The organism is Sphingomonas sp. GW821-FHT12D09, assembly GCF_058807215.1.
Genome location: NZ_JBXAQL010000001.1, coordinates 519,846 through 540,331 on the forward strand (window position 1 = coordinate 519,846; position 20,486 = coordinate 540,331).

Below are 20,486 nucleotides of genomic sequence, written 5' to 3' on the forward strand. Positions count from 1 at the left end.
AAAGACCCGGCGCGGGGCAACGCGCCGGGTCTTCCGATGGGTCTAAGCCCGTGACCGCCGCCTCGCGCGTCGCACGCGGGCGCGGCCTGTAGTTCCATTATAGATCGTCGTCGCCGTCATCGGCGTCGGGACCCGTCATAAGTCCTTCGGCGACCTTGTCGGTGCGCGCGCGGATCGCCTTTTCGAGGCGGTCGCGCAGCTCGCCATTCTCCTTGAGGAAGGTCTTGGCGTTCTCGCGGCCCTGGCCGATGCGGACGCTGTCATAACTGAACCAGGCGCCCGACTTCTCGACCAGGCCGGCCTTGACGCCGAGATCGAGGATCTCGCCGATCTTCGAGATGCCTTCGCCGTACATGATGTCGAACTCGACCTGCTTGAACGGCGGGGCGACCTTGTTCTTGACGACCTTCACGCGGGTCGAGTTGCCGACGATGTCCTCGCGGTCCTTGATCTGGCCGGTGCGACGGATGTCGAGGCGGACCGAGGCGTAGAACTTCAGCGCATTGCCGCCGGTCGTGGTCTCCGGATTGCCGTACATCACGCCGATCTTCATGCGCAACTGGTTGATGAAGATCACCATGCAGCGCGAGCGGCTGATCGAGCCGGTGAGCTTGCGCAGCGACTGCGACATCAGGCGGGCCTGGAGTCCGACATGGCTGTCGCCCATCTCGCCTTCGATTTCCGCACGCGGCACCAGCGCTGCGACCGAATCGACCACCAGCACATCGATCGCGTTCGAGCGGACCAGCGTATCGACGATCTCGAGCGCCTGCTCGCCGGTATCGGGCTGCGAGACGATCAGTTCGTCGATGTTGACCCCGAGCTTCTTGGCATAGACCGGATCGAGCGCGTGCTCGGCATCGACAAAGGCCGCGACGCCGCCGCCCTTCTGCGCTTCGGCGATCACATGGAGCGCCAGCGTCGTCTTGCCCGAGCTTTCCGGCCCATAGACTTCGATCACGCGCCCGCGCGGCAGGCCGCCGACGCCGAGTGCGATGTCGAGTCCGAGCGAGCCAGTCGAGATCGATTCGACCTGCATCGTCTCCTTGGAGCCGAGCTTCATCGCCGAGCCCTTGCCGAATGCGCGGTCGATCTGCGCGAGTGCGGCGTCGAGCGCCTTCTGCTTGTCCGAAGAAATCGCCATGTTGCCGTCAATCACCTTGAGCGAAGCTGCCATTGGAAGTCCCCGTCGCTAGAAGGTTTAGCACGCTGCATCAACCTGTGTTGGAACGGCGTGTATCGCGTTTGTTCTCAAGGAACAAGAGCGGAACGGAATTTTTTGTTCCATAATCGTTCTTCTCCGCTTCCGCAGGCACGCCTAGGGACAAAATCCGGCTGCGGCCAAGGCAATCCCCGATGCCGTTCCCACGCCGCACCCCTAGGCTGAGCCGATGGAGGACGGCGCATGAAACCCGTACCCTTGCTGCTACTGGCGGTACTGGCCGCCGGCCCCGCGCTCGAAGCCCAGCAGGTCTCTCGCCCCGCCCCCGGCCCCGCCGGCAGCTGGCGGATGCTGGGCGTCGCCACCGCGCGCTTCACCGCCGATCACGACACGGTCTGGGTGAAGGGCCCATATGACAATTTCCGCCGGATCAAGTTCAAGGTGCGCGACGCGCCGCTGCAGCTCGTGCGGCTGACGGTGACCTATGACAATGGCGTGCCGGACAATATCCCGGTGCGCTACAACATACCCCAGAATGGCGAGAGCCGGGTCATCGACCTGCGTGGCGCGGGCAAGCGCAGCCTGAGGCGCGTCGATTTCTGGTACGACACGCGCGGCCGCGGGCGCGGCACCGCAAACGTGTCGCTATGGGGGATGCACTAGCGCGTATCGGCATGCATCGATTCAGCTCCCCGGCGAAGGCCGGGGCCTGGTCTCGGCGCATCTGGTTGGAAACATGCGCCTCACCAACGACATCGCAACTGAGCCCCGGCCAGTGCTTGGGACTGCCCATCCACCGGATGTCGCTACGCCCTGGCGCCCCATAGCGAGTTGCGATAGGGACTGCGCGCCGCTAGCCCGGCGCGCATGACCCGCATCGTCGGCCATGTCAGCGCGCTCAATCGCTATCCGGTCAAGTCGATGGCCGGGGAAAGCATCGCCATTGCCGAACTGGATTGGCAGGGAATCGAGGGCGACCGCCAATATGCGTTCGTCCGCGCAGCGAACGGGACGCGCTTCCCCTGGCTAACCGCGCGCGAAGTGCCGGCGATGGTGCTGCATCACGCCCGCTTCGCCGATCCGAACAAGCCCAAGACCAGCGCGGTGATGGTCGAGACGCCCGACGGCATGATGGTCTCCCTGCACGATCCGATGCTCAAGGCGCATCTGGAGACGGCCGCGGGCGAGCCCGCTTCGCTGATCCGGGTTGCGCGCGGCGTCTATGATTCGATGCCGGTCTCGATCCAGAGCAGCGCCGGCCATGCCGCGCTGGAGGCCGCGCATGGCGAGATCCTCGCCATCGATCGCTTTCGCATCAACGTGATCGTGGAAAGCGACCTGCCCGCGACACTATGGCAGGGGCGGCGGCTGGCGTTCGGGAACGAGGAGGACGGCGCGGTGGTGCAATGCGCCGATCCGATCAAGCGCTGCGTGATCGTGACAATCGATCCGGTGACGGGGGCCAAGGAGCCGCGCGTGCTGCGCACCGTCGCCCAGGCATTCGGCAATGCGTACGGCGTCTATGCGGGGCCGGCGCGGCCGGGGCTGATCCGGCTGGGCGACACGGTGCGGCTGGTGGACTAGCCGGCAAAAGCCAGCGGCGGCGGCATTCAGTCCGCGGCAACCAGGCTGTCGAGCACGCGCTCGACGCTGTCCATCGTGAAGGGCTTGGAGAGGATCGGACGATCGCGATAGGCCTCGGCGATCATGTCCCCTGCCCCGCCGGTGGCGAGCACGAAGGGAATGCCGCGTGCAGTCAGCGCATCGGCGATCGGCCAGCTGGTCTCGCCGCCGCGCAGGTTCACGTCCATAATCGCTGCGTCGATGCCGCCGGCCTCGACCAGTTCCAGCGCCGAAGCGACACTGTCAGCCGTACCGGCTGCGGTACGGTCTAGCGCGTCGAGGAAATCCTCGAGCATCATCGCGATGAGCGGTTCGTCTTCGACGATGAGGATCTTCTGCGGCCCCGACATGCTGTTTTCCATTGCAGGAAAAAAGCCGAACGCCAAGGCTTTATTTCAGGGCAAGCACGTCCCGTGCAGCTTCCGCAAGTTGTTGAACGGAAAAGGGTTTAGGCAGGAAGGAAACTTGCTCCAGATCAATGGACTTGCGGAGTTGCTCCTCGGCATAGCCCGACATGAACAGGATCGGCAGGTCCGGATATCTGGCGCGGACCTTGCGCGCCATGGTCGGCCCGTCCATCACCGGCATGACGACATCGGAGATCAGCATATCGGGCCGATCGATCGTCTCAAGCAATTCCAGCGCAGCCTCGCCATTTTCTGCTGTGACCACGGTATAGCCTTGGCGGGCGAGCGCGCGCTCGGCGATGGCGCGCACCATGTCTTCGTCCTCGACGATCAGGATCGTGCCGGTGCCCCAGGTATCGGCGGGCTTCTCCTTCACCCCGGGCAGCTTGGCAGGAACCGGCGCTTCGGCCGCGGCATGGACCGGCAGGTAGATGGTGAACTCCGCCCCGCCCTGCGCGCCATTGTCGGCGAAGATGAACCCGCCCGACTGCTTGATGATGCCGTAGACGGTGGAAAGGCCGAGGCCGGTGCCCTTGCCGATCTCCTTGGTCGTGAAGAACGGCTCCCAGATCTTGCCGAGTATCTCGAGCGGGATGCCGGTGCCAGTGTCGGAAATGCGCAGCGCGGTATAGTCGCCGACGGGAAGGACGTCGTCATCCATCTGGCGGACTTCGGAGGCGGAAACCGGCATCGTCTCGATCGTCAGCGTGCCGCCGCCGGTCGGGTTCTGCGAGAGCATCGCATCGCGGGCGTTGACCGCAAGGTTGACCACCACTTGCTCGAGCTGGCCGGGATCCGCGCGGACCGGCCCCAGGTTGCGGCCATGCTTGACCTCGAGCCGCACCGTCTCGCCGAGCAGGCGCTTGAGGAGGTTGGAGACTTCCGAGATCACGTCGGGCAGCTGTAGCAGCTGCGGGCGCAACGTCTGCTGGCGCGAGAAGGCGAGCAGCTGCCGGGTCAGCGAGGCCGCGCGGTTGGAATTGGCGCGGATTTGCTGGATGTCGTCATAGTCGCTGTCGCCGGGCGAATGGCGCATCAGCATCAGGTCGCAGTGGCCGATGATCGCGGTGAGGATGTTGTTGAAGTCGTGCGCGACGCCGCCGGCGAGCTGGCCAACGGCCTGCATCTTGGTGGCCTGGGCGACCTGGCGCTTGAGCTTGGACTCCTCGCCCGAGTCCTTGAGGCTGATGAGCACCGCGGCATCGCCCAGCCCGCGGGCGCCGGCGATGCCGATCGAGACGGGCTCCTCGGGAGCGTCGGCCAGGCGGACGGTCATCTCGGCCGATTGCGGCGCGCCGCCGGCAAAGCGACGGATCGCATCGGCAAGCGCCGCCTTGTCCTCGCGCACCATCAGGTCGCCGGGGTAGAGCGGCGGCGCGGCGGCGTTGACGCGGGTGGCGCGGACGAATGCGTCGTTCATGCTAGCGAAGCGGCCATCGCGGTCGACCAGCGCCAGGCCGAGCGGGAGCAGCGCGATCAGCGAGCGGACATGCGCGCCGGCACTGGCACCGATCGCGGGCGTCGGGGCATTGCCCTGTTCCTCGTCGAGCAGCGCGACCAGCAAGGGCGCATCCTCGCCGTCGAGGAATGGGATCTGGAGCACGCGCAGCGGCGTGCCCTCAAGCCCCTCACGCTCGAAGCGGACCAGGCCCATCGAATCGGTGATCAGGAAGCGGGCGAAGTCGCGGCCCTCCACCGCCGCCTCGCCGCTGCCCATTGCGCGCAGGCGGAAGACCCGGTTGGCGGCGCGCACCCGGCCCTCGGGCGAGACCATCGCGGCCATGATGCCGGCGGAAGCGAGCCGGTCGCCGGTATGCCCGTCGATCAGCGACTGGACCTGGCTGGCGAGGTCGAGCGCCTGCACGCCGATGAAGCGCCAGACCAGGGATTCCTCGCCGACGCGCTGGACGCGGGCGGAGACGGGCGCGCCGAAGACCTGGATGCCATCCTCGCGCGCCTCGCCATCGCGCCAGGCGGTGCGGGCGGCAGTGCCGAGCGCGACGACAGAGGCGTCGCTGACGGGCAGGTTGGGCGGCGTCGGCCAGCCGGCGAACAGCGCCTCGAAGCGGCTATTGGCGCAGACCAGGCGACCGGCGCGATCGGTTACGGCGAGCGCGTCGTCGCTGGCGGCGGCGAGCGCCTGCGCGACCGACCAGTCGATCGGCAGCTCGGCGGCGGTCTCGGTGTCGAACAGCTTGCGCGCGCCCCAGAGCGCACCCGAGGCGAGCAGCCCCGCTGCGACGAACCCGACCGCGACGGCGCGGTCGTTGAGCGTCAGCAGGATCAGCGCGGCAGCGAGGAACCCCGCCAGGATCGCCGCCGCGAAGGGCAGCCAGCGGCGGGACGGCGATATCGGACTATGCGTGTGGGCGGGCAGCGTGGCCATGCGCCCGTGTGAGGCGGTGTGGCGCGAGGGTCAAGGACCAGAATCCCTCTCCCATTGGGAGAGGGAGGGAGCGCCCAAGGCGCGGAAGGGTGAGGGTCGGTTGATCTCAACCCTCACCCTTCCTACTCGGCTCCACCTCGCGGGCCCCTTCCCTCTCCCGCTGGGAGAGGGAAAAGAAGCTTACCAGATCCGGACGCGCTTCTCGGGCGTCAGGAACAGCTTGGTCGACGGATCGGGGTTGTACGCCCCATACCAGGGATCGAGGTTGCGCACGACCCAGGCGCGCTGCTGCGAGGGCGAGTGCGGATCGGTCAGCAGGCGCTGGCGCAGATTCGCCTCGCGATAGTTGCGGCGCCACACCTGGGCCCAGCCCAGGTAGAAGCGCTGGTCGCCGGTGGTGCCGTCGAGCACCGGAGCCTCGGCGCCGTTCAGCGACTTCTTGTACGCGTCATACGCTACCGTCAGACCGGCCAGGTCGGCGGTATTCTCGCCGAGCGTCAGCGCACCCTTCACATGCATGCCGGGCAGCGGCTCATACTGGTCATATTCGGCGACCAGCGCGTCGGTGCGCTCCTTGAACGCCTTGACGTCAGCCGGCGTCCACCAGTCGGTCAGGCGGCCGTGCATGTCGTACTTGGCGCCCTGGTCGTCGAAATGGTGGCTCAGCTCATGGCCGATCACCGCGCCGATGCCGCCATAGTTGATCGCCGGATCGGCGTTCGGATCGAAAAAGGGCGGCTGCAGGATCGCTGCGGGGAAGACGATCTCGACCATGCCGGGATTGGCATAGGCGTTGATCGTCATCGGCGTCATGCCCCATTCCCAGCGCCGGATCGGCTGGCCGAGCTTCGAGACATTGTCGTCATACTGCCAGTTGTTCGAGCGGACATTGTTGCCGAACGCGTCGCCCGCGGTGATCGCCAGCGAGCCATAGTCCTGCCAGCGGTCGGGATAGCCGATCTTCGGCGTGAAGGCGGCGAGCTTCTGGTGCGCCTTGACCTTGGTCTCGGGCGCCATCCATTCGAGCTTGTCGATGCGGGCATCCATTGCCGCGATGATGTTCTTGACCAGCTGGTCGGCCGCCGCCTTGGTCTCGGGCGGGAAGTACTTCGCCACATAGACCTGGCTGACATCGTCCGACAGCGCGCCGGTGGTGAAGTCCACCGCGCGCTTCCAGCGCTCTTCCTGCTCGGGCGTGCCCGACAGGGTGGTGCCGTAGAAAGCGAACTGCTCCTTGTCGAAGGCGCTCGGCAGCACATCGGCGAAATTGTCGAGCGTGCGGACCAGCAGCTGATCCTTGAGGACGCCGAGCGGCGCGGCGCCGACCAGCTTGGCGATGCCGGTGATCGCGCTGGGCTGGGCGACGATCACGCTGTCGACCGGAGTCTTGCCCGCCGCCAGGAACGCCTTGAAGTCGAAACCCGGGGCCGACTTCTGCAGCTGGGCGACCGTCATCATGTTATAGGTCTTGTTGGCGTCGCGGCTCTCGATGCGGGTCCACTGGACCGCGGCGATCTTGGTCTCGAAATCGACGATCGCCTGAGCACGCGCGGCTGCATTGGGCTCGCCGGCCAGGGTCAGCACATTGGTGAGGTGCTTGAGATAGGCCGTCTTGGTCTCGAGGAACTTGGCGTCCTTCGACAGATAATAGTCGCGGTCGGGCATGCCGAGGCCCGACTGGATCAGGCTGAGCGCATAGACGTCCGGGTTCTTGTCATCCTGGCCGACATAGGCACCGAACGGCGTGCCGACGCCGTTGCGGCGCGCGGCGGCGAGGAGGGCCGGATAGCCGGCCTTGCTCTTCAGCCCGTGGATCTGGTCGAGCCAGGGCTTGGCGGGTGCCAGCCCCTTGGCATCGATCGCCGCGGTGTCGAGATAGGTCGCGTAGGCGGCGCCGATCTTCGAATTGGGATCTCCCTTGGCTTCCTCGAGGATGCCGTGCGTCTGCTTCTTGGCATTGTCGTCCAGGATATTGAACGCGCCATAGTTGGACTTGTCGGCCGGGATCGGGGTGTTCTTCGCCCAGGCGCCATTGGCGTAATTGTAGAAATCGTCGCCCGGCTTGATCGCGGCATCCATGCCTGCGGAGTCGAAGCCGAAGCTGCCATAGACGGGCTTGGGCTTTTCGGGCTGCGGGGCCGGATCGACGACCGGCGCGGCCTCGACCGGGACGACCGGCATCGGCTCGTTATGGGCGCAGCCGGCGAGCAGGACGGGCGCGGCGGCGAGGAAAGTGGTGGCAAGGAGCGACAGGCGCATGGGAAACCCTCGATAGGTTGGATGCGCGCTGTCTTACGCCGTTGATACGCTCCGTCAATTGGCTCCACGCAACATTGTTACGCTCGCGTGACCGAATGCGTTTCCGGGCGATTGCCGGCGTTCAAGCCGCGTGACGATGCGCGCGACGCTTCCATTTATGCGCGATCCACAGCCGCCAGGCGAGCGCCGTGCCGAAATAACCGACCAGCGCCAGTGCGCCGGTGATCGTGACCAGCCCAGCAAGCGTCGCCGGCCCAGCCTGGTGAACCAGCCAGTCGCCCCAGCCCTGCTCGATCACCTTGGCCTGGGTCGTGACGACCTCGCCCGGGCCTAGCATCCAGCTGCCAAGCCAATAAGCGGCAACCCAGAGCGGCGGGGTGGTGAAGGGATTGGTGATGAAGGTGGTCGCCGCGGCCGCCGGAATGTTCGCACGCAGCGGCAGCGCCAGGATCGCCGAGGCGGGGATCTGCCCCATCGGCACCAGCACCCCGGTCACCACGCCCAGCGCCACGCCGCGCGGCACCGACCGGCGGGTGAAGCGCCACAGCGACGAATGCATCACTCGGTGCGCGAACGGCCGTAGCCAGCGGTTGTTCTCCACCGATTCGCGGCTGGGCGTCGCCTTGTCGAGCCAGCGACGGAAGCGCGATGCCTTTGCGGGATCCTGGGGCGCGGGATCAGCCACGGTCGCGCAGGATTCGTCCTTGCTCCCGCTTCCAGTCCCGTTCCTTGATGGTGTCGCGCTTGTCATGCGTCTTCTTGCCCTTTGCCAGCGCGAGTTCGACCTTCGCGCGGCCCTGCCCGTTGAAATAGATGGACAGCGGCACAAGGGTCATGCCCTCGCGCGCCACCGCACCATGAAGCTTGTTTATCTCCCGCTCGTGAAGGAGCAATTTACGGGGGCGCTTGGGCTCGTGGTTGAAGCGGTTGCCGTGGCTGAACTCGGGGATGTTCGAGTTGACCAGCCAGACGCCGCCGTCATTCACTTCGGCATAGGCTTCGGCGATCGATCCCTCACCGAAGCGCAGCGACTTCACCTCGGTGCCGGTGAGGGCAATGCCGGCCTCATAGGTCTGCTCGATGAAATAATCGAACCGCGCGCGCCGGTTCTCGGCGACGGTCTTCACTTTTTCCTGGGCGGGACGGGGACGGGCCATAAGGCGATGCGATGTAGGCGCGGAACGGGGGGAATGCCAGTGCCTCGTCATCCCGGCGAAAGCCGGGATCTCAGGCCGCGAGCGCACGGCGTCGAGCACGAGACCCCGGCTTTCGCCGGGGCGACGGGAATGGACACCCCCTCCCCCATGTTCCATAGCTGTTCCAATGTCCGCAGTTCTCAACATCCATAGTTCGATCACTGGCCAGCCCTGGCGCTGGCGCGGGCTCGCCAGCGATTCGCGCGGCGGGCTGGTGCCGGATGACTTGGTGACGCAGCTCCTGCTCGCCCGCGGCGTGCCGCGCGAGGATCTGGAGATGCACCGGCTGCCCAGCATCCGCGCCTTCATGCCCGACCCCTCGATCTTCCAGGACATGGACAAGGCCGCCGAACGGCTGGCCGACGCGGTCGAAAAGCGCGAGCAGATTGCCGTCTTCGGAGATTATGATGTTGATGGAGCTACTTCGGCAGCACTTCTTATACTGCTTCTTAGAGACCTGGGCTTAGAAGCACGCCCCTACATCCCCGATCGCCTGATGGAAGGCTATGGCCCATCCGGGGAAGCGCTGGTGCGGCTGAAGGGCGAAGGCGCAGACCTCATAATCACTGTGGACTGTGGCGCCCAAGCCTTTGAAGCGCTTGAAATGGCAAGCGATGCGGGTGCCCAGGTGATCGTGGTCGATCACCATAAGTGCACCGCCGAACTGCCCATCACCTTCGCGTTGGTGAACCCCAATCGGCTCGATGAGGGCGAAGGCGCGGCGCATGGCCATCTGGCGGCAGTCGGCGTCGCCTGGCTGCTCGGCGCCGCCCTGATCCGCACGCTGCGCGTCCGCGGCTATTTCGCCAGCCGCGCCGAGCCCAAGCTGCTCGACCTGCTCGACATCGTCGCGCTGGGCACCGTCGCCGATGTCGCGTCGCTCAAGGGCCTGAACCGCGCCTTTGTCGCGCAGGGGCTCAAGGTGATGGCGCAGCGACGCAATATCGGCCTGAACGCGCTGATCGAGGCCTCACGGCTCACGCGCGCGCCGACCTGTACCGATCTCGGCTTCGCGCTGGGCCCGCGGATCAACGCCGGCGGGCGCGTCGGCCGGTCGGACCTGGGCGTGCGCCTGCTCACCACCCGCGACCCCGAAGAAGCCCGCGCAATCGCCGAGGAGCTGAACCTCCTCAACGAGGAACGCCGCGCGATCGAGGCGGGCGTGCAGGCGGAAGCCGAGGAACTGAGCCACGGCAAGGCAAACCACGCCGTCGCCGTGATCGCCAGCCAGGGCTGGCACGCCGGAGTGATCGGGATCGTCGCCGGGCGCCTCAAGGAGAAACTTGGCCGCCCTGCGATCGTCATCGCGATCGATGAGGATGGGATCGGCAAGGGCTCGGGCCGCTCGATCCCCGGCGTCGATCTGGGCGCGGCGGTGCTCGCCGCCAAGGATGCCGGGCTGCTCAAGGCAGGCGGGGGGCATGCCATGGCCTGTGGCGTGACGATCGAAGCCGACAAGCTCGATGCCTTCGCCACCTTCCTCGAGGAGCGGCTTTCCGAGCGCGTCACGCAGGCGATGGGCGAGCGGGCCCTGCTGCTCGACGCGGTGGTGGCACCGGGCGGCGTCTGCCCCGACCTGGTCAACGCGATGGAAGCCGGCGGGCCCTATGGCATGGGCTGGCCCGCACCGCGCGTCGTCGCCGGGCCGGTGAGCGTGATCAAGGCGGATATCGTCGGCACGGGCGGGCATGTCCGCCTGATCGTGGCCGGCCCCGATGGCCGCAGTCTCAAGGCGGTTGCCTTCCGCCAGGCCGATACCGAGCTGGGCGCCGCCCTGCTCTCCGCCCCGCGCCACCGCAAGCTGTGGCTCGCCGGGCGGGCGAAGATCGACGATTGGGGCAGCCGCCCCGCCGCGGAGCTGCACGTCGAAGACGCGGCCTGGGCGGACTAGCCCAAAGTTCGTGCCTGGGAGGCAATTGAGGGCCTTGACCGCGTGGCGATCCTTCCCTAACTGGCCGCCTCCACGCTTCGGCATGGCCCCTTCGTCTAGCGGTTAGGACGCGGCCCTTTCACGGCTGAAGCACGGGTTCGATTCCCGTAGGGGTCACCACCGACGACGGATTTACGAATTCCGTCGTCGCACTCCCCGAACCGTTTCCCCAGCGCCCACCCGTCCTTCCCCCGCGTCCATGCGCGACGCCGAATGGCCGTGCCCGCAACCTGGCGGGACATCATCGCGCTGTGTCGCCCCGGGCAAATACAGCCCAAATACTCCCCCTGTAATTACACCTAGACTTGGCCGAATCCTCTCTCGGCAAAGTTGAATTACCAATCAAAATGGACACGATCCCGCCGGCCAACTGGAATCGTGACGACCCCTAGTATCTATAATCCAACTTAATCGCGGTGTTGTGGGGCAATTCAAGCAACACCGTGAATTTCGATGGCTTTCACGGGGGTGCTGCCATGGACTGGTTTACCGCACATGCTCCGATCAGGCTCAAGCTCCTGATCGCTTTCGGCGCGATGTGCGCGCTGGTGGCCGTTCAGCCGCTCGCCGCATGGATCGCCGGCCCTTCGTCCGTGCTCGTGACCGGGTTCGTCGCGACGGCGACTGCCGTCGTGCTGGGCGCCTGGTTCCGCAGGGCGATCGCGACACCCTATGTTACCACCGTGCTCCGCATGGAAGCGCTGGCGACGGGCGATCTCGCCAGCCCGATCGTCTTCACCGACTATCGCGACTGTGTCGGCCGCATGACCAAGGCGATGTTCGCCTTCCGCGACTCCGCCCAGGCACAGATCACGCTCAACAAGGAGGCGGAGAAGCACGCCTGCCTGGTGCGCGGCATGACGGCCAACTTCAAGCGCCTCGCCGACGGCGACCTGACCGCCGACATCACCGAAGAATATCCCGCCGACTATGCCCCGCTCAAGGCCAGCTTCAATGAGGCGCTGGCCAGCCTGCGCGCGCTGATCGGCACCGTCACGCAGAGCGCAGCGACGATCCGCGCGGGATCGAGCGAGATCGCTGGCGCATCGGAATCGCTTGCACGGCGTACCGAAGCCAATGCCGCGAGCCTCGAGCAGACCTCGGCGGCGATCGCCCAGATCGACAGCCGCCTGAAATCGAACGCCGCCGCCGCGAGCCGCACCGTCGCACGCGCCGATGGCGCCATCACAACGGTCGGCAATGGCCGTGCGGTGACCGGCGAAGCGGTGCAGGCGATGGGCCGGGTGTCGGAGAGCGCCAAGGGAATCGATGACGTCATCGAGGGCCTGGACAAGATCGCCTTCCAGACGCGCGTTCTCGCCATGAACGCCGCGGTCGAGGCCGGCCGTGCCGGCGAGGCGGGCCGCGGCTTCGCGGTCGTCGCCGACCTCGTCTCTGCACTCGCGATGCGCGCCGAGGAAGAGGCGAAGCGCGCCCGCGAGCAGCTCACCGTCACGCAGAGCGAAGTGCTGGTCGCGGTGGACATGGTCCAGCGCGTCGACGGCGCGCTCGCCGCGATCTCCGGCGATGTCGATGAAGTCCATGCGCTGCTCAGCGACATGGCCAGCGACAACCAGGCGCAGGCGCTGGCGATCGGCCAGATCACCGATGCCGTGGGCACGATGGACACTGCCACGCAGCAGAATGCGGCGATGGTCGAGGAGACCTCGGCTGCCGCGCGCAACCTCGATGTCGAAGTGAATGAGCTTGCCCAGCAAGCGACGCGCTTCCGCACCGGCGACATGGTTACGCCGGCCCACAAGCCTGCGCGCCGCCTCGCCGCCGTGCTGCACTGAGCGCGCGAAGCCGCACGTCATGACCCCGGGCTCGCCCCTCCTGCTCCGCGCTCCCGTCGCGCGGCTCAGCCGCCCTGCGCTGGGCGTCGCCGCGGCGTGCCTGACGCTAGCCGGCGCGGGCACGGCGATGGCGCAGCGCGCGGGCAGCGAAGTGCGTAACATCGCGAGCGCCGACCTGCAGGTGGATGGCACCCCCGCGCATATCGCCTCGAACGCCGCAACGCTGCGGATCGCCGAGCGGCTCGACATCGGCCTTGCCGCTACCGGCGGCGTCTTTGCAGTCGAAGGCGCGGGAAGCGCAGTACCCTTCACGCTGACAAATGGCGGCAACGGCAATGAGCGCTTCGTCCTGGCAGGCATGCTCGAGGGCATTTCCGGCCAGGTGCGCGGCTTCGCGATCGACGGCAACGCCAATGGCATCTTCGACGCCGGCGACACGCTGCTCGACGGCCTTACCCCCCTTCTCGCTCCCCAGCAGAGCCTGACGCTGCTCGCGGTGCTCGATCCCGGCGCGGTGGCGAGCGGCGCGGCGCTCAGCGTCTTCGCCCGCGCCGCCACCGGTTCGGGCGCGCCGGGCACGCTTTATCCCGGTCGCGGCGACCTTGGCACCGACGCGATCGTCGGCCCCACCACCGCCGAGGCGACGCTGCGCGTCTCGCTGGTCGCCGGCGCCGCACCGACTGCCAGCCTCGAGAAGAGCCAGACGGTGCTCGCCCCCGATGGCAGCGCCATGATCGTGCGTGGCTCGGTCATCACCTACGCCATCGTCGCGCGCTTCGAAGGCAGCGGCATCGCGCGGGCGATCGCGGTCGCCGATCCGATCCCCTCCGGCACCAGCTATGTCGCGGGCAGCCTGTCGCTTGACGACAGGGCGCTGACCGACGCCGCCGACGGCGATGCCGGCAGCTTCGCCAGCGGCCAGATCGCCGTCACCCTCGGCGACGTCTCCGGCGCCGCCACCCGCACCATCCGCTTCCAGGTCAAGATCCAGTGAGGAGTATGTCCATGTCGCTTATCCTTTCGCTCACCCTATTGGCCGCTGCGCCGGCCGCTGCCGCACCGATCGAGATCCACTCGAGCGTTCTCGCCGAGAAGCGCAGTTCGGCTGCCGACGGCACGACGCGCGTCAGCTTGGTCCCCGCCGCGCGCGTCACGCCAGGCGACCGCGTCGTCTACCGCATCGACTATCGCAACAACGGCAAGCAGGCCGCGACCGGGCTGGTGATCGCCAACCCCGTCCCCGCCGCGCTGCAATATGCCGGTCCCGCCGATGGCTCTCCCGCGCCCGAACTTTCGGTCGATGGCCAGACCTTCGGCCCGCTCTCCACGCTCAAGGTTCGCAGCGGCGCCTCGGTTCGCCCCGCCATCGCCGCCGATGTGCGTGTAGTCCGCTGGCGTCTCGCCCAGCCTGTTGCCGCCGGCGCCAAGGGTCAGATGGCCTTTCGCGCAATTCTCAAGTGATATCAGTTACAAAAGGGTAGTTCGTCATGTATAGAATAAAGTTGCACAACGTGCTGCTCGGCAGCGCTGCCTTGGGCGCGGTGGTGAGCATCGCCGGTACCGCCCAGGCCCAGCAGACCCCTGCCGGCACCAGCGTCAACAACCAGGCGACCGTCAGCTACGAAGTCGGCGGCACGCCGCAGACGGTGTCGTCGAACGTCGCCACCTTCGTGGTCGACAAGAAGGTCAACCTGGCCGTGGCCGAAGTCGGCGGCGCGCCGACGCAGACCGCAGTCGGCGCGACCGACCAGGTGACCACCTTCACCGTCACCAACCTCACCAACTCGGCGCAGGATTTCCGCCTCGAGGCCGACCAGCAGCTGGTGTCGATCCCGCTGCTCGGCACCGACAATTTCAACATGAACAACCTGCGCGCCTTCGTCGACAGCAACGGCAACGGCACCTATGACGCGGGTGTCGACGTCGCGACCTATATCGATGAGCTCGCGCCCGACGCGACCGTGACGGTCTTCCTCGTCGGCAACGTGCCCAACACGCCGGGCATCGAGACGGCGATCGTCTCGCTCAACGCGATCGTCGCCACCGGCGGCAGCGCCGGTGCCCTGGGCGCCGACCTCACCGCCAGCTCGACCCTGGTGGCGGATTCGCCCAGCACGGTGGAAACCGTGTTCGCCGATGACGGCGGCCTCGTCGATGCTGCGCGCAACGGCCAGGGCCGCGCGTTCGACGCCTATCACATCTCAACCGCCGTGGTGACGATGCTGAAGAGCGCCACCGTGATCAGCGATCCGGTCAACTTGCTGCTCAACCCGCATGCGATCCCCGGCGCGACCGTGGAATATTGCATGAAGGTGAGCAACGCCGGCCCCGGCACGGCCAGCAACATCGCGCTGAGCGACGTGGTGCCGGCGAACAGCACCTTCGTCCCCGGCTCGATCACGGTCGGCACGTCGGGCATCCTGGGCGCCTGCATCCTGCTCGGCACCTCGGAAGACGACAACAACACCGGCGCCGACGAGACCGACCTGTATGGCGGTTCCTTCGACGGCACCACGGTGCACGCGACGCTCCCGAGTATCGTGGCGTCCACTTCCATGTCGATCGCGTTCCGCGTGACGCTCAACTAAGCGCCACACGAAGCCAGATAAGGACCCAACCACCGGCGCGCGGGCAACCCCCGCGCGCCGGACGGGAAGCTGTATGCTGCGAACCTCCTCCCCCTTGCGCGCACTCGGTCGCGCCATGGCACTCGCCATCGCCGCGCTGTCGATCCCGACGGCGGGGGCGCAGACGATTCGCAACACCGCGTCCATGTCCTTCCAGACCGCTGCGGGCCCGCAGACGATCGCGTCCAACACCGTGACGCTAGATCTCGCCAAGCGCCCCACCAAGATGCGGTTCCACGAAATTCCGGCCGGCTATCAATATACCGGTCTCGACTGCCAGACCGATCCGGTCCTTCAGTTCACGCCGAGCATGGTCTCGCCTGCGGAACTCGCCGCGGCACCCCTGTTGGCGACGATCCAGCGCGGCCAGGCGCTGATCGTCGAACTCGACGCGCAGGCGGAGAACCGCGACGCGACCAAGCGCGAAATCGCGTGGATCGACGTTTCCGCCGGCGCGCTCTCGGTCAAGCTGCCGCTGACCGAGACCGGCGAGAACACCGGCGTATTCGCCGGCGGCGTCTCCGCGTCCGGCACCCATCCCGAGTTCGCGGCGTGTGACATCGCCAAGCGCGCATCGGGATCGAAGATCCATGTCGAGTTCGACGGCAGCGCGGACAGCTTCTCCTCCGATGCGGACGTGCTAGTCGACCCCGAAGGCTATGTCTTCGATTCGCTGACCGGCGAGTTGATCAACGGTGCCACCGTCACGCTCATCGACAACGCCACCGGCCTGCCCGCCGCTGCGGTGTTCGGCGACGACGGCACCAGCGCCTATCCCAACACGGTGATCAGCGGCACCAGCGCGACCGACGCCAGCGGCCAGGTCTATTCGTTCACGCCGGGCAATTTCCGCTTCCCGCTGGCGCCCAAGGGCTTCTATCGGCTGCAGGTGACGCCGCCGGCCGGCTATACCGCCCCGTCCAGCGTCCAGCCCGATGCGCTTGCACACCTTACCGGCCCGCCTGGTGCTTTCCGCATCAGCGACGCCTCCTATGGCGCCAAGTTCGAGCTTGCCGACCCCGAGCCCGTGCATATCGACATCCCCGTCGATCCCCGGCTGCTGCGCACACGGCTGCTCGAAGGCCTGATCCTGGAAAAGACGGCGTCCGTGCGCGAAGCCTCGCCGGGCGAGTTCGTCCAGTATCGGCTCGAAGTGCGCAACACATCGCGCAGCGCGACCGTGGGGGAAGTCCGGATCGAGGACCGCGTGCCCACCGGCCTGCGCTACCGTGCCGGCACGACGATCGGGGCGTCCGAGCCCGAGGTCTCGCGCGACGGCCGTTCGCTGGTCTTCACCCTGCCGCGGATCGCCGGGCTGGCGAGCGCGCCGGTCAGCTATGTCCTTTCGGTCGCGCCCGGCGCGCCGCAGGGCGAAGCAGTGAACCGCGCCATCGCGTCCACCGCGAACGGATCGAGCAACGAGGCGAGCGCCTCGGTACGCATCACCAAGCTGCTGATGACTGACGCCATGACGCTGATCGGCCGCGTGACCGAGGGCGGCTGCGGCGATCCGCTGCGCCACCGCAAGGGCGTGGCCGGTATCCGCGTGGTGATCGAGGATGGCAGCTTCACCGTCACCGACGCGAATGGCTATTATCATTTCGAGGGCATCCGCCCGGGCACCCACGTCGTCCAGCTCGACACGGCGAGCATCCCGGCCACGCACGCCCCCGCCAACTGCGACCGCGACACACGCAGCGCCGGCAGCAACGTCTCGCGCTTCGTCGAGGGTCAGGGCGGCAGCCTGCAGCGCGCCGACTTCCAGCTGGTGCTGACCGGCCAGAAGGCCGCCGCCGACGCTGCCCTGCCCGTCGTCCAGGGCGACGACGCGATCGCGGCGGGCAACCGTAGCGACTGGCTGGAGCGCGCCACGCCGGGGATCGACTGGTTGTTCCCCGAGATGGACCACAATCCGCGCTCGCCCGCGCTGCGCGTAGTCATCCGCCATCAGCCGGGCCAGAACGTTGCACTCAGCGTCAACGGCAGGCCGGTCGACGCGCTTAGCTTCGACGGCACCGACACCGATGCCCAGCGCGGCGTCGCGATCTCGCGCTGGACCGGACTCCCGCTTGCCGAGCGCGACAACAAGCTCGAGGCGCGCGTGCTCGACGCGGGCGGCAAGACCGTCGCCACGCTCACCCGCACCGTCCATTACGCCAATGTACCGCTCCGCGCCGAGCTGGTGGCAGCCAAGTCGCGCCTCGTCGCCGACGGCCTGACCAAGCCGCTGGTCGCGGTCCGCGTCACCGATCGCGACGGCCGCCCGGTCCGCGCCGGCACCGTCGTGCCCTTCCGCGTCGATCAGCCCTATGCGGCCGCGCAGGAGATCCAGGCGCAGCAGGGCCGTCAGCTCGCCGGCCTCGACCGCGCCGAGGCGACCGCACGCGTGATCGGCGACGAGGGCCTGGCTTTCGTCGCGCTCCAGCCGACCACCCAGACCGGCAGCGCGCGCATCACGATCAAGCTCGCCGATCAGGGCCTCATCCAGACCAGCGAGATCAAGGCCTTCCTCGCCGCCCCGGTGCGCGACTGGATGATCGTCGGCTTCGCCCGCGGCACCGCCGGCTTCGACATGCTGCGTTCGAAGAGCAAGAGCCTGCCGCGCGGCGACCGCAACGACCTCACGACCGATGGCCAGATCGCGCTCTACGCCAAGGGGCGGATCAAGGGTTCCTGGCTGCTAACCCTCGCCTATGACAGCGACCGTGCCGTCGATCGCGACCGCGGGCTGCTCGGCACGATCGACCCCAATCGCTATTACACCGTCTATGGCGACGCCAGCCAGCAGGCCTATGACGCGCCGACCCGTGGCAAGCTGTACCTGCGCCTCGAGCGCAAGACCTTCTACGCGCTGTTCGGGGACTTCGAGACCGGCTTCGTCGACACGCGCCTGACCCGCTACAGCCGCACGCTGAACGGCATGAAGGCCGAGGCTTCGGGCGACCATGTGACGTTCAGCGCCTTCGCCGCGCGCGACGAGGATCGCTATGGCCGCGACGAGATCCAGGGCAATGGCCTGTCGGGGCCCTATCGCCTGTCGGCGCGCGACATCGTGCCCAACAGCGACAAGATCACGCTGGAGACGCGCGACCGGCTGCGCCCGGAGCGGATTCTGGATAGCAAGCTGCTCACCCGCCACATCGACTATGACGTGGATGCGATCGCCGGCACGCTGCGCTTCCGCGAGCCGATCCTCAGCCGCGATTCCGCGCTGAACCCGATCTACATCGTCGCCGATTACGAGACCTATGGCGCCGGCAAGAAACTGGCCGCGGGCGCGCGCGGCGCGGTCAAGCTCGCCAAGGGCAAGGTCGAGATCGGCGCAACGGTGCTGCACGACCAGGCCCAGTCCGACGCAACCGTTGCCGGTATCGATCTGCGTGCAAAGCCGGGCCAGGGCATCGAGATCCGCGCCGAAGCCGCCACGGGCGGCCGCGACGGGCTGCGCGCCGCCCAGGCGTTCACCGCCGAGCTCGAGCATCATGGCGGCGGGGTCGATGCCCTTGTCTACCTGCGCCACCAGGAGAGCGGCTTCGGCGTCGGCCAGCAGAATGGCGGCGAGGCAGGCACCAGCAAGGCCGGCGTCGATGCGCGCCTTCAGCTCGGTGCCGGCCTGTCCGCAGTGCTCACCGCCTGGCACCAGGAAGACCTGACCAGCGACGCCAGCCGCAGCGCGGGCGACGCGCGCATCGAATATCGCAAGGGCTCCAGCCTGGTCTTCGCCGGCGCGCAGCTCGCCGCCGACCGCGGTGCCGCGGGCGAGACGCGCAACTCGACGCTGCTCACTGTCGGCGGCACCCAGTCACTGTTGGACAACAAGCTCGAGATCACTGCCCAGGCGCAGGTCGCGCTCGGCGGTGCCAATGACAGTGCGGACTTCCCGGCGCGCCAGCAGATCAGCGCGAGCTGGCGCGTGCGCAACGGTGTCCGGTTGATCGGCGGCTATGAAATTGCCAAGGGTGACAGCTATTTGGCGCATAATGCGCGCATCGGCTTCGAAGTTTCACCCTGGTCCGGCGCGCGGCTGATGTCGACGCTGAACCAGCAGGCGCTTGGTCAGGCGACGGGCGAGAATGGTCGCCGCGCCTTCGCCCAATATGGGCTGAGCCAGTCGCTGCCGCTGGGCAAGCACTGGACGATCGACGCGACGCTCGATTCGAGCAAGACCATCTCGGGCGCGGTACCGAAGAACAGCCTGTCGAACCCGGTGATCGGCAACTCGATCCTCGGCCAGAATGTCCGCGAAGGCGATTTCGTCGCCGTGACCCTGGGCGCCGGCTATCGCGGCGAGCTTTGGTCGTGGAACAGCCGCGCCGAATACCGCACCTCGGCGGAATCGCGCCGCTTGGGCTTCACCAGCAACCTGCTGCGCACTCTGGGCGAAGGCAAGACGCTCGCCTCGTCGATCCGCGCCTATCGCACGACCGACAGCAGGGGCCGCTCCGTGGTTTCGGCCACCGGCGACCTCGCCTTGGCGCTGCGCCCGGCGGACAGCCACTGGTCGCTGCTCGAGCGCTTCACCCTGCGCCACGAGACCGCCGACCAGGGCGTGAGCGAGAACAATGTGCTCACCGTCCCCAGCTTCGCCCAGGGGTCGCTCGCCACGCTGCGCGCGATCAACAACCTCGCGCTCGGCTATCGCTCGGGCGACGAAGGGGGATCGCACGGCTTCGAGGCGACTTTCTACTACGGCGCCAAATATGTGCGCGGCCGCTATGCCGGCGAGACGCTCGAGGGGTTCATCGACGTGGTCGGCATCGAGGTCCGCAAGGATCTCCGCCGCAACCTCGACATCGGCGTGCAGGCCAGCGTCCAGCATAGCTGGACCGACGGCTCCGCATCCTTCTCCGCCGGCCCCAGCCTGGGCGTCTCGCCGGGCAAGGGACTGTGGTTCAGCGCGGGCTATAATATCGCCGGCTATCGTGACCGTGATTTCGAAGATTCGCGCTACACGCGGCAAGGTCCGTACCTCACACTGCGTGCGAAGTTCGACCAGTCGTTACTGCGCGCGGCAGGTAATTTGTTCGGAGGCAGACAGTGAGTCGCTCAATTCGTCCATTGTGGATCAAGTTGCGTGTTCCATCTCGGGAATGCCTTGGA

At 67.3% G+C, this 20,486-nt stretch carries 14 protein-coding genes and 1 tRNA gene; 9 read left to right on the top strand and 6 right to left on the bottom strand.

Annotated elements, in window-relative coordinates; genetic code table 11:
• Positions 1 to 97: 97 nt before the first annotated feature.
• Complete coding sequence (gene recA / locus AC1RPL_RS02535) at positions 98 to 1,177, bottom strand: recombinase RecA (protein WP_493067681.1); 1,080 nt, start codon at positions 1,175 to 1,177, stop codon at positions 98 to 100.
• Positions 1,178 to 1,405: 228 nt separating this feature from the next.
• Between recA and AC1RPL_RS02540 the strand changes: the two genes are divergently transcribed.
• Together AC1RPL_RS02540 and AC1RPL_RS02545 are read left to right on the top strand one after the other, a co-directional pair.
• Positions 1,406 to 1,825 carry a DUF2541 family protein gene (locus AC1RPL_RS02540; RefSeq protein WP_493067682.1) on the top strand — a complete coding sequence of 140 codons (420 nt, stop codon included), beginning with the start codon at positions 1,406 to 1,408 and terminating at the stop codon, positions 1,823 to 1,825.
• A 204-nt stretch (positions 1,826 to 2,029) separates the two neighbouring features.
• The gene (locus AC1RPL_RS02545; protein ID WP_493067683.1) at positions 2,030 to 2,746 is read left to right on the top strand and encodes an MOSC domain-containing protein; all 717 of its coding nucleotides are present in this window, start codon (positions 2,030 to 2,032) and stop codon (positions 2,744 to 2,746) included.
• 26 nt (positions 2,747 to 2,772) lie between these two features.
• Here the strand turns inward: AC1RPL_RS02545 and AC1RPL_RS02550 are convergent, their stop codons facing one another.
• The 5 genes from AC1RPL_RS02550 to smpB all read right to left on the bottom strand — a co-directional run bounded on the left by AC1RPL_RS02550 (position 2,773) and on the right by smpB (position 8,994).
• The gene (locus AC1RPL_RS02550) at positions 2,773 to 3,135 is read right to left on the bottom strand and encodes a response regulator (protein WP_493067684.1); all 363 of its coding nucleotides are present in this window, start codon (positions 3,133 to 3,135) and stop codon (positions 2,773 to 2,775) included.
• 40 nt (positions 3,136 to 3,175) lie between these two features.
• On the bottom strand, positions 3,176 to 5,578 hold the full coding sequence (locus AC1RPL_RS02555) for a hybrid sensor histidine kinase/response regulator (protein WP_493067685.1): 2,403 nt from the start codon (positions 5,576 to 5,578) through the stop codon (positions 3,176 to 3,178).
• A gap of 180 nt (positions 5,579 to 5,758) precedes the next feature.
• Complete coding sequence (locus AC1RPL_RS02560; protein ID WP_493067686.1) at positions 5,759 to 7,837, bottom strand: M13 family metallopeptidase; 2,079 nt, start codon at positions 7,835 to 7,837, stop codon at positions 5,759 to 5,761.
• A gap of 121 nt (positions 7,838 to 7,958) precedes the next feature.
• On the bottom strand, positions 7,959 to 8,522 hold the full coding sequence (locus AC1RPL_RS02565; RefSeq protein ID WP_493067687.1) for a DUF2062 domain-containing protein: 564 nt from the start codon (positions 8,520 to 8,522) through the stop codon (positions 7,959 to 7,961).
• Positions 8,515 to 8,994 (bottom strand): SsrA-binding protein SmpB, encoded by a 480-nt coding sequence (gene smpB / locus AC1RPL_RS02570; protein WP_493067688.1) that lies wholly within the window; start codon positions 8,992 to 8,994, stop codon positions 8,515 to 8,517. The genes AC1RPL_RS02565 and smpB overlap by 8 nt, the downstream gene beginning before the upstream one ends.
• Positions 8,995 to 9,160: 166 nt before the next feature.
• On the opposite strand from smpB, the gene recJ reads away from it, so the two are divergent.
• The 7 genes from recJ to AC1RPL_RS02605 all read left to right on the top strand — a co-directional run bounded on the left by recJ (position 9,161) and on the right by AC1RPL_RS02605 (position 20,427).
• Complete coding sequence (gene recJ / locus AC1RPL_RS02575) at positions 9,161 to 10,924, top strand: single-stranded-DNA-specific exonuclease RecJ (protein WP_493067689.1); 1,764 nt, start codon at positions 9,161 to 9,163, stop codon at positions 10,922 to 10,924.
• 84 nt (positions 10,925 to 11,008) lie between these two features.
• Positions 11,009 to 11,083 (top strand) — tRNA-Glu (locus tag AC1RPL_RS02580).
• A gap of 356 nt (positions 11,084 to 11,439) precedes the next feature.
• Complete coding sequence (locus AC1RPL_RS02585; RefSeq protein ID WP_493067690.1) at positions 11,440 to 12,759, top strand: methyl-accepting chemotaxis protein; 1,320 nt, start codon at positions 11,440 to 11,442, stop codon at positions 12,757 to 12,759.
• A gap of 19 nt (positions 12,760 to 12,778) precedes the next feature.
• A complete protein-coding gene (locus AC1RPL_RS02590) occupies positions 12,779 to 13,753 on the top strand; it encodes a hypothetical protein (RefSeq protein ID WP_493067691.1) in 975 nt (324 codons plus the stop codon).
• Between the two features lie 11 nt (positions 13,754 to 13,764).
• Entirely contained in the window at positions 13,765 to 14,220 is a 456-nt protein-coding gene (locus tag AC1RPL_RS02595; protein WP_493067692.1) for a hypothetical protein, read from the top strand.
• A 26-nt stretch (positions 14,221 to 14,246) separates the two neighbouring features.
• Complete coding sequence (locus AC1RPL_RS02600) at positions 14,247 to 15,347, top strand: DUF11 domain-containing protein (protein WP_493067693.1); 1,101 nt, start codon at positions 14,247 to 14,249, stop codon at positions 15,345 to 15,347.
• Between the two features lie 115 nt (positions 15,348 to 15,462).
• A complete protein-coding gene (locus AC1RPL_RS02605; protein ID WP_493067694.1) occupies positions 15,463 to 20,427 on the top strand; it encodes a hypothetical protein in 4,965 nt (1,654 codons plus the stop codon).
• The last annotated feature ends 59 nt before the right edge of the window (positions 20,428 to 20,486 follow it).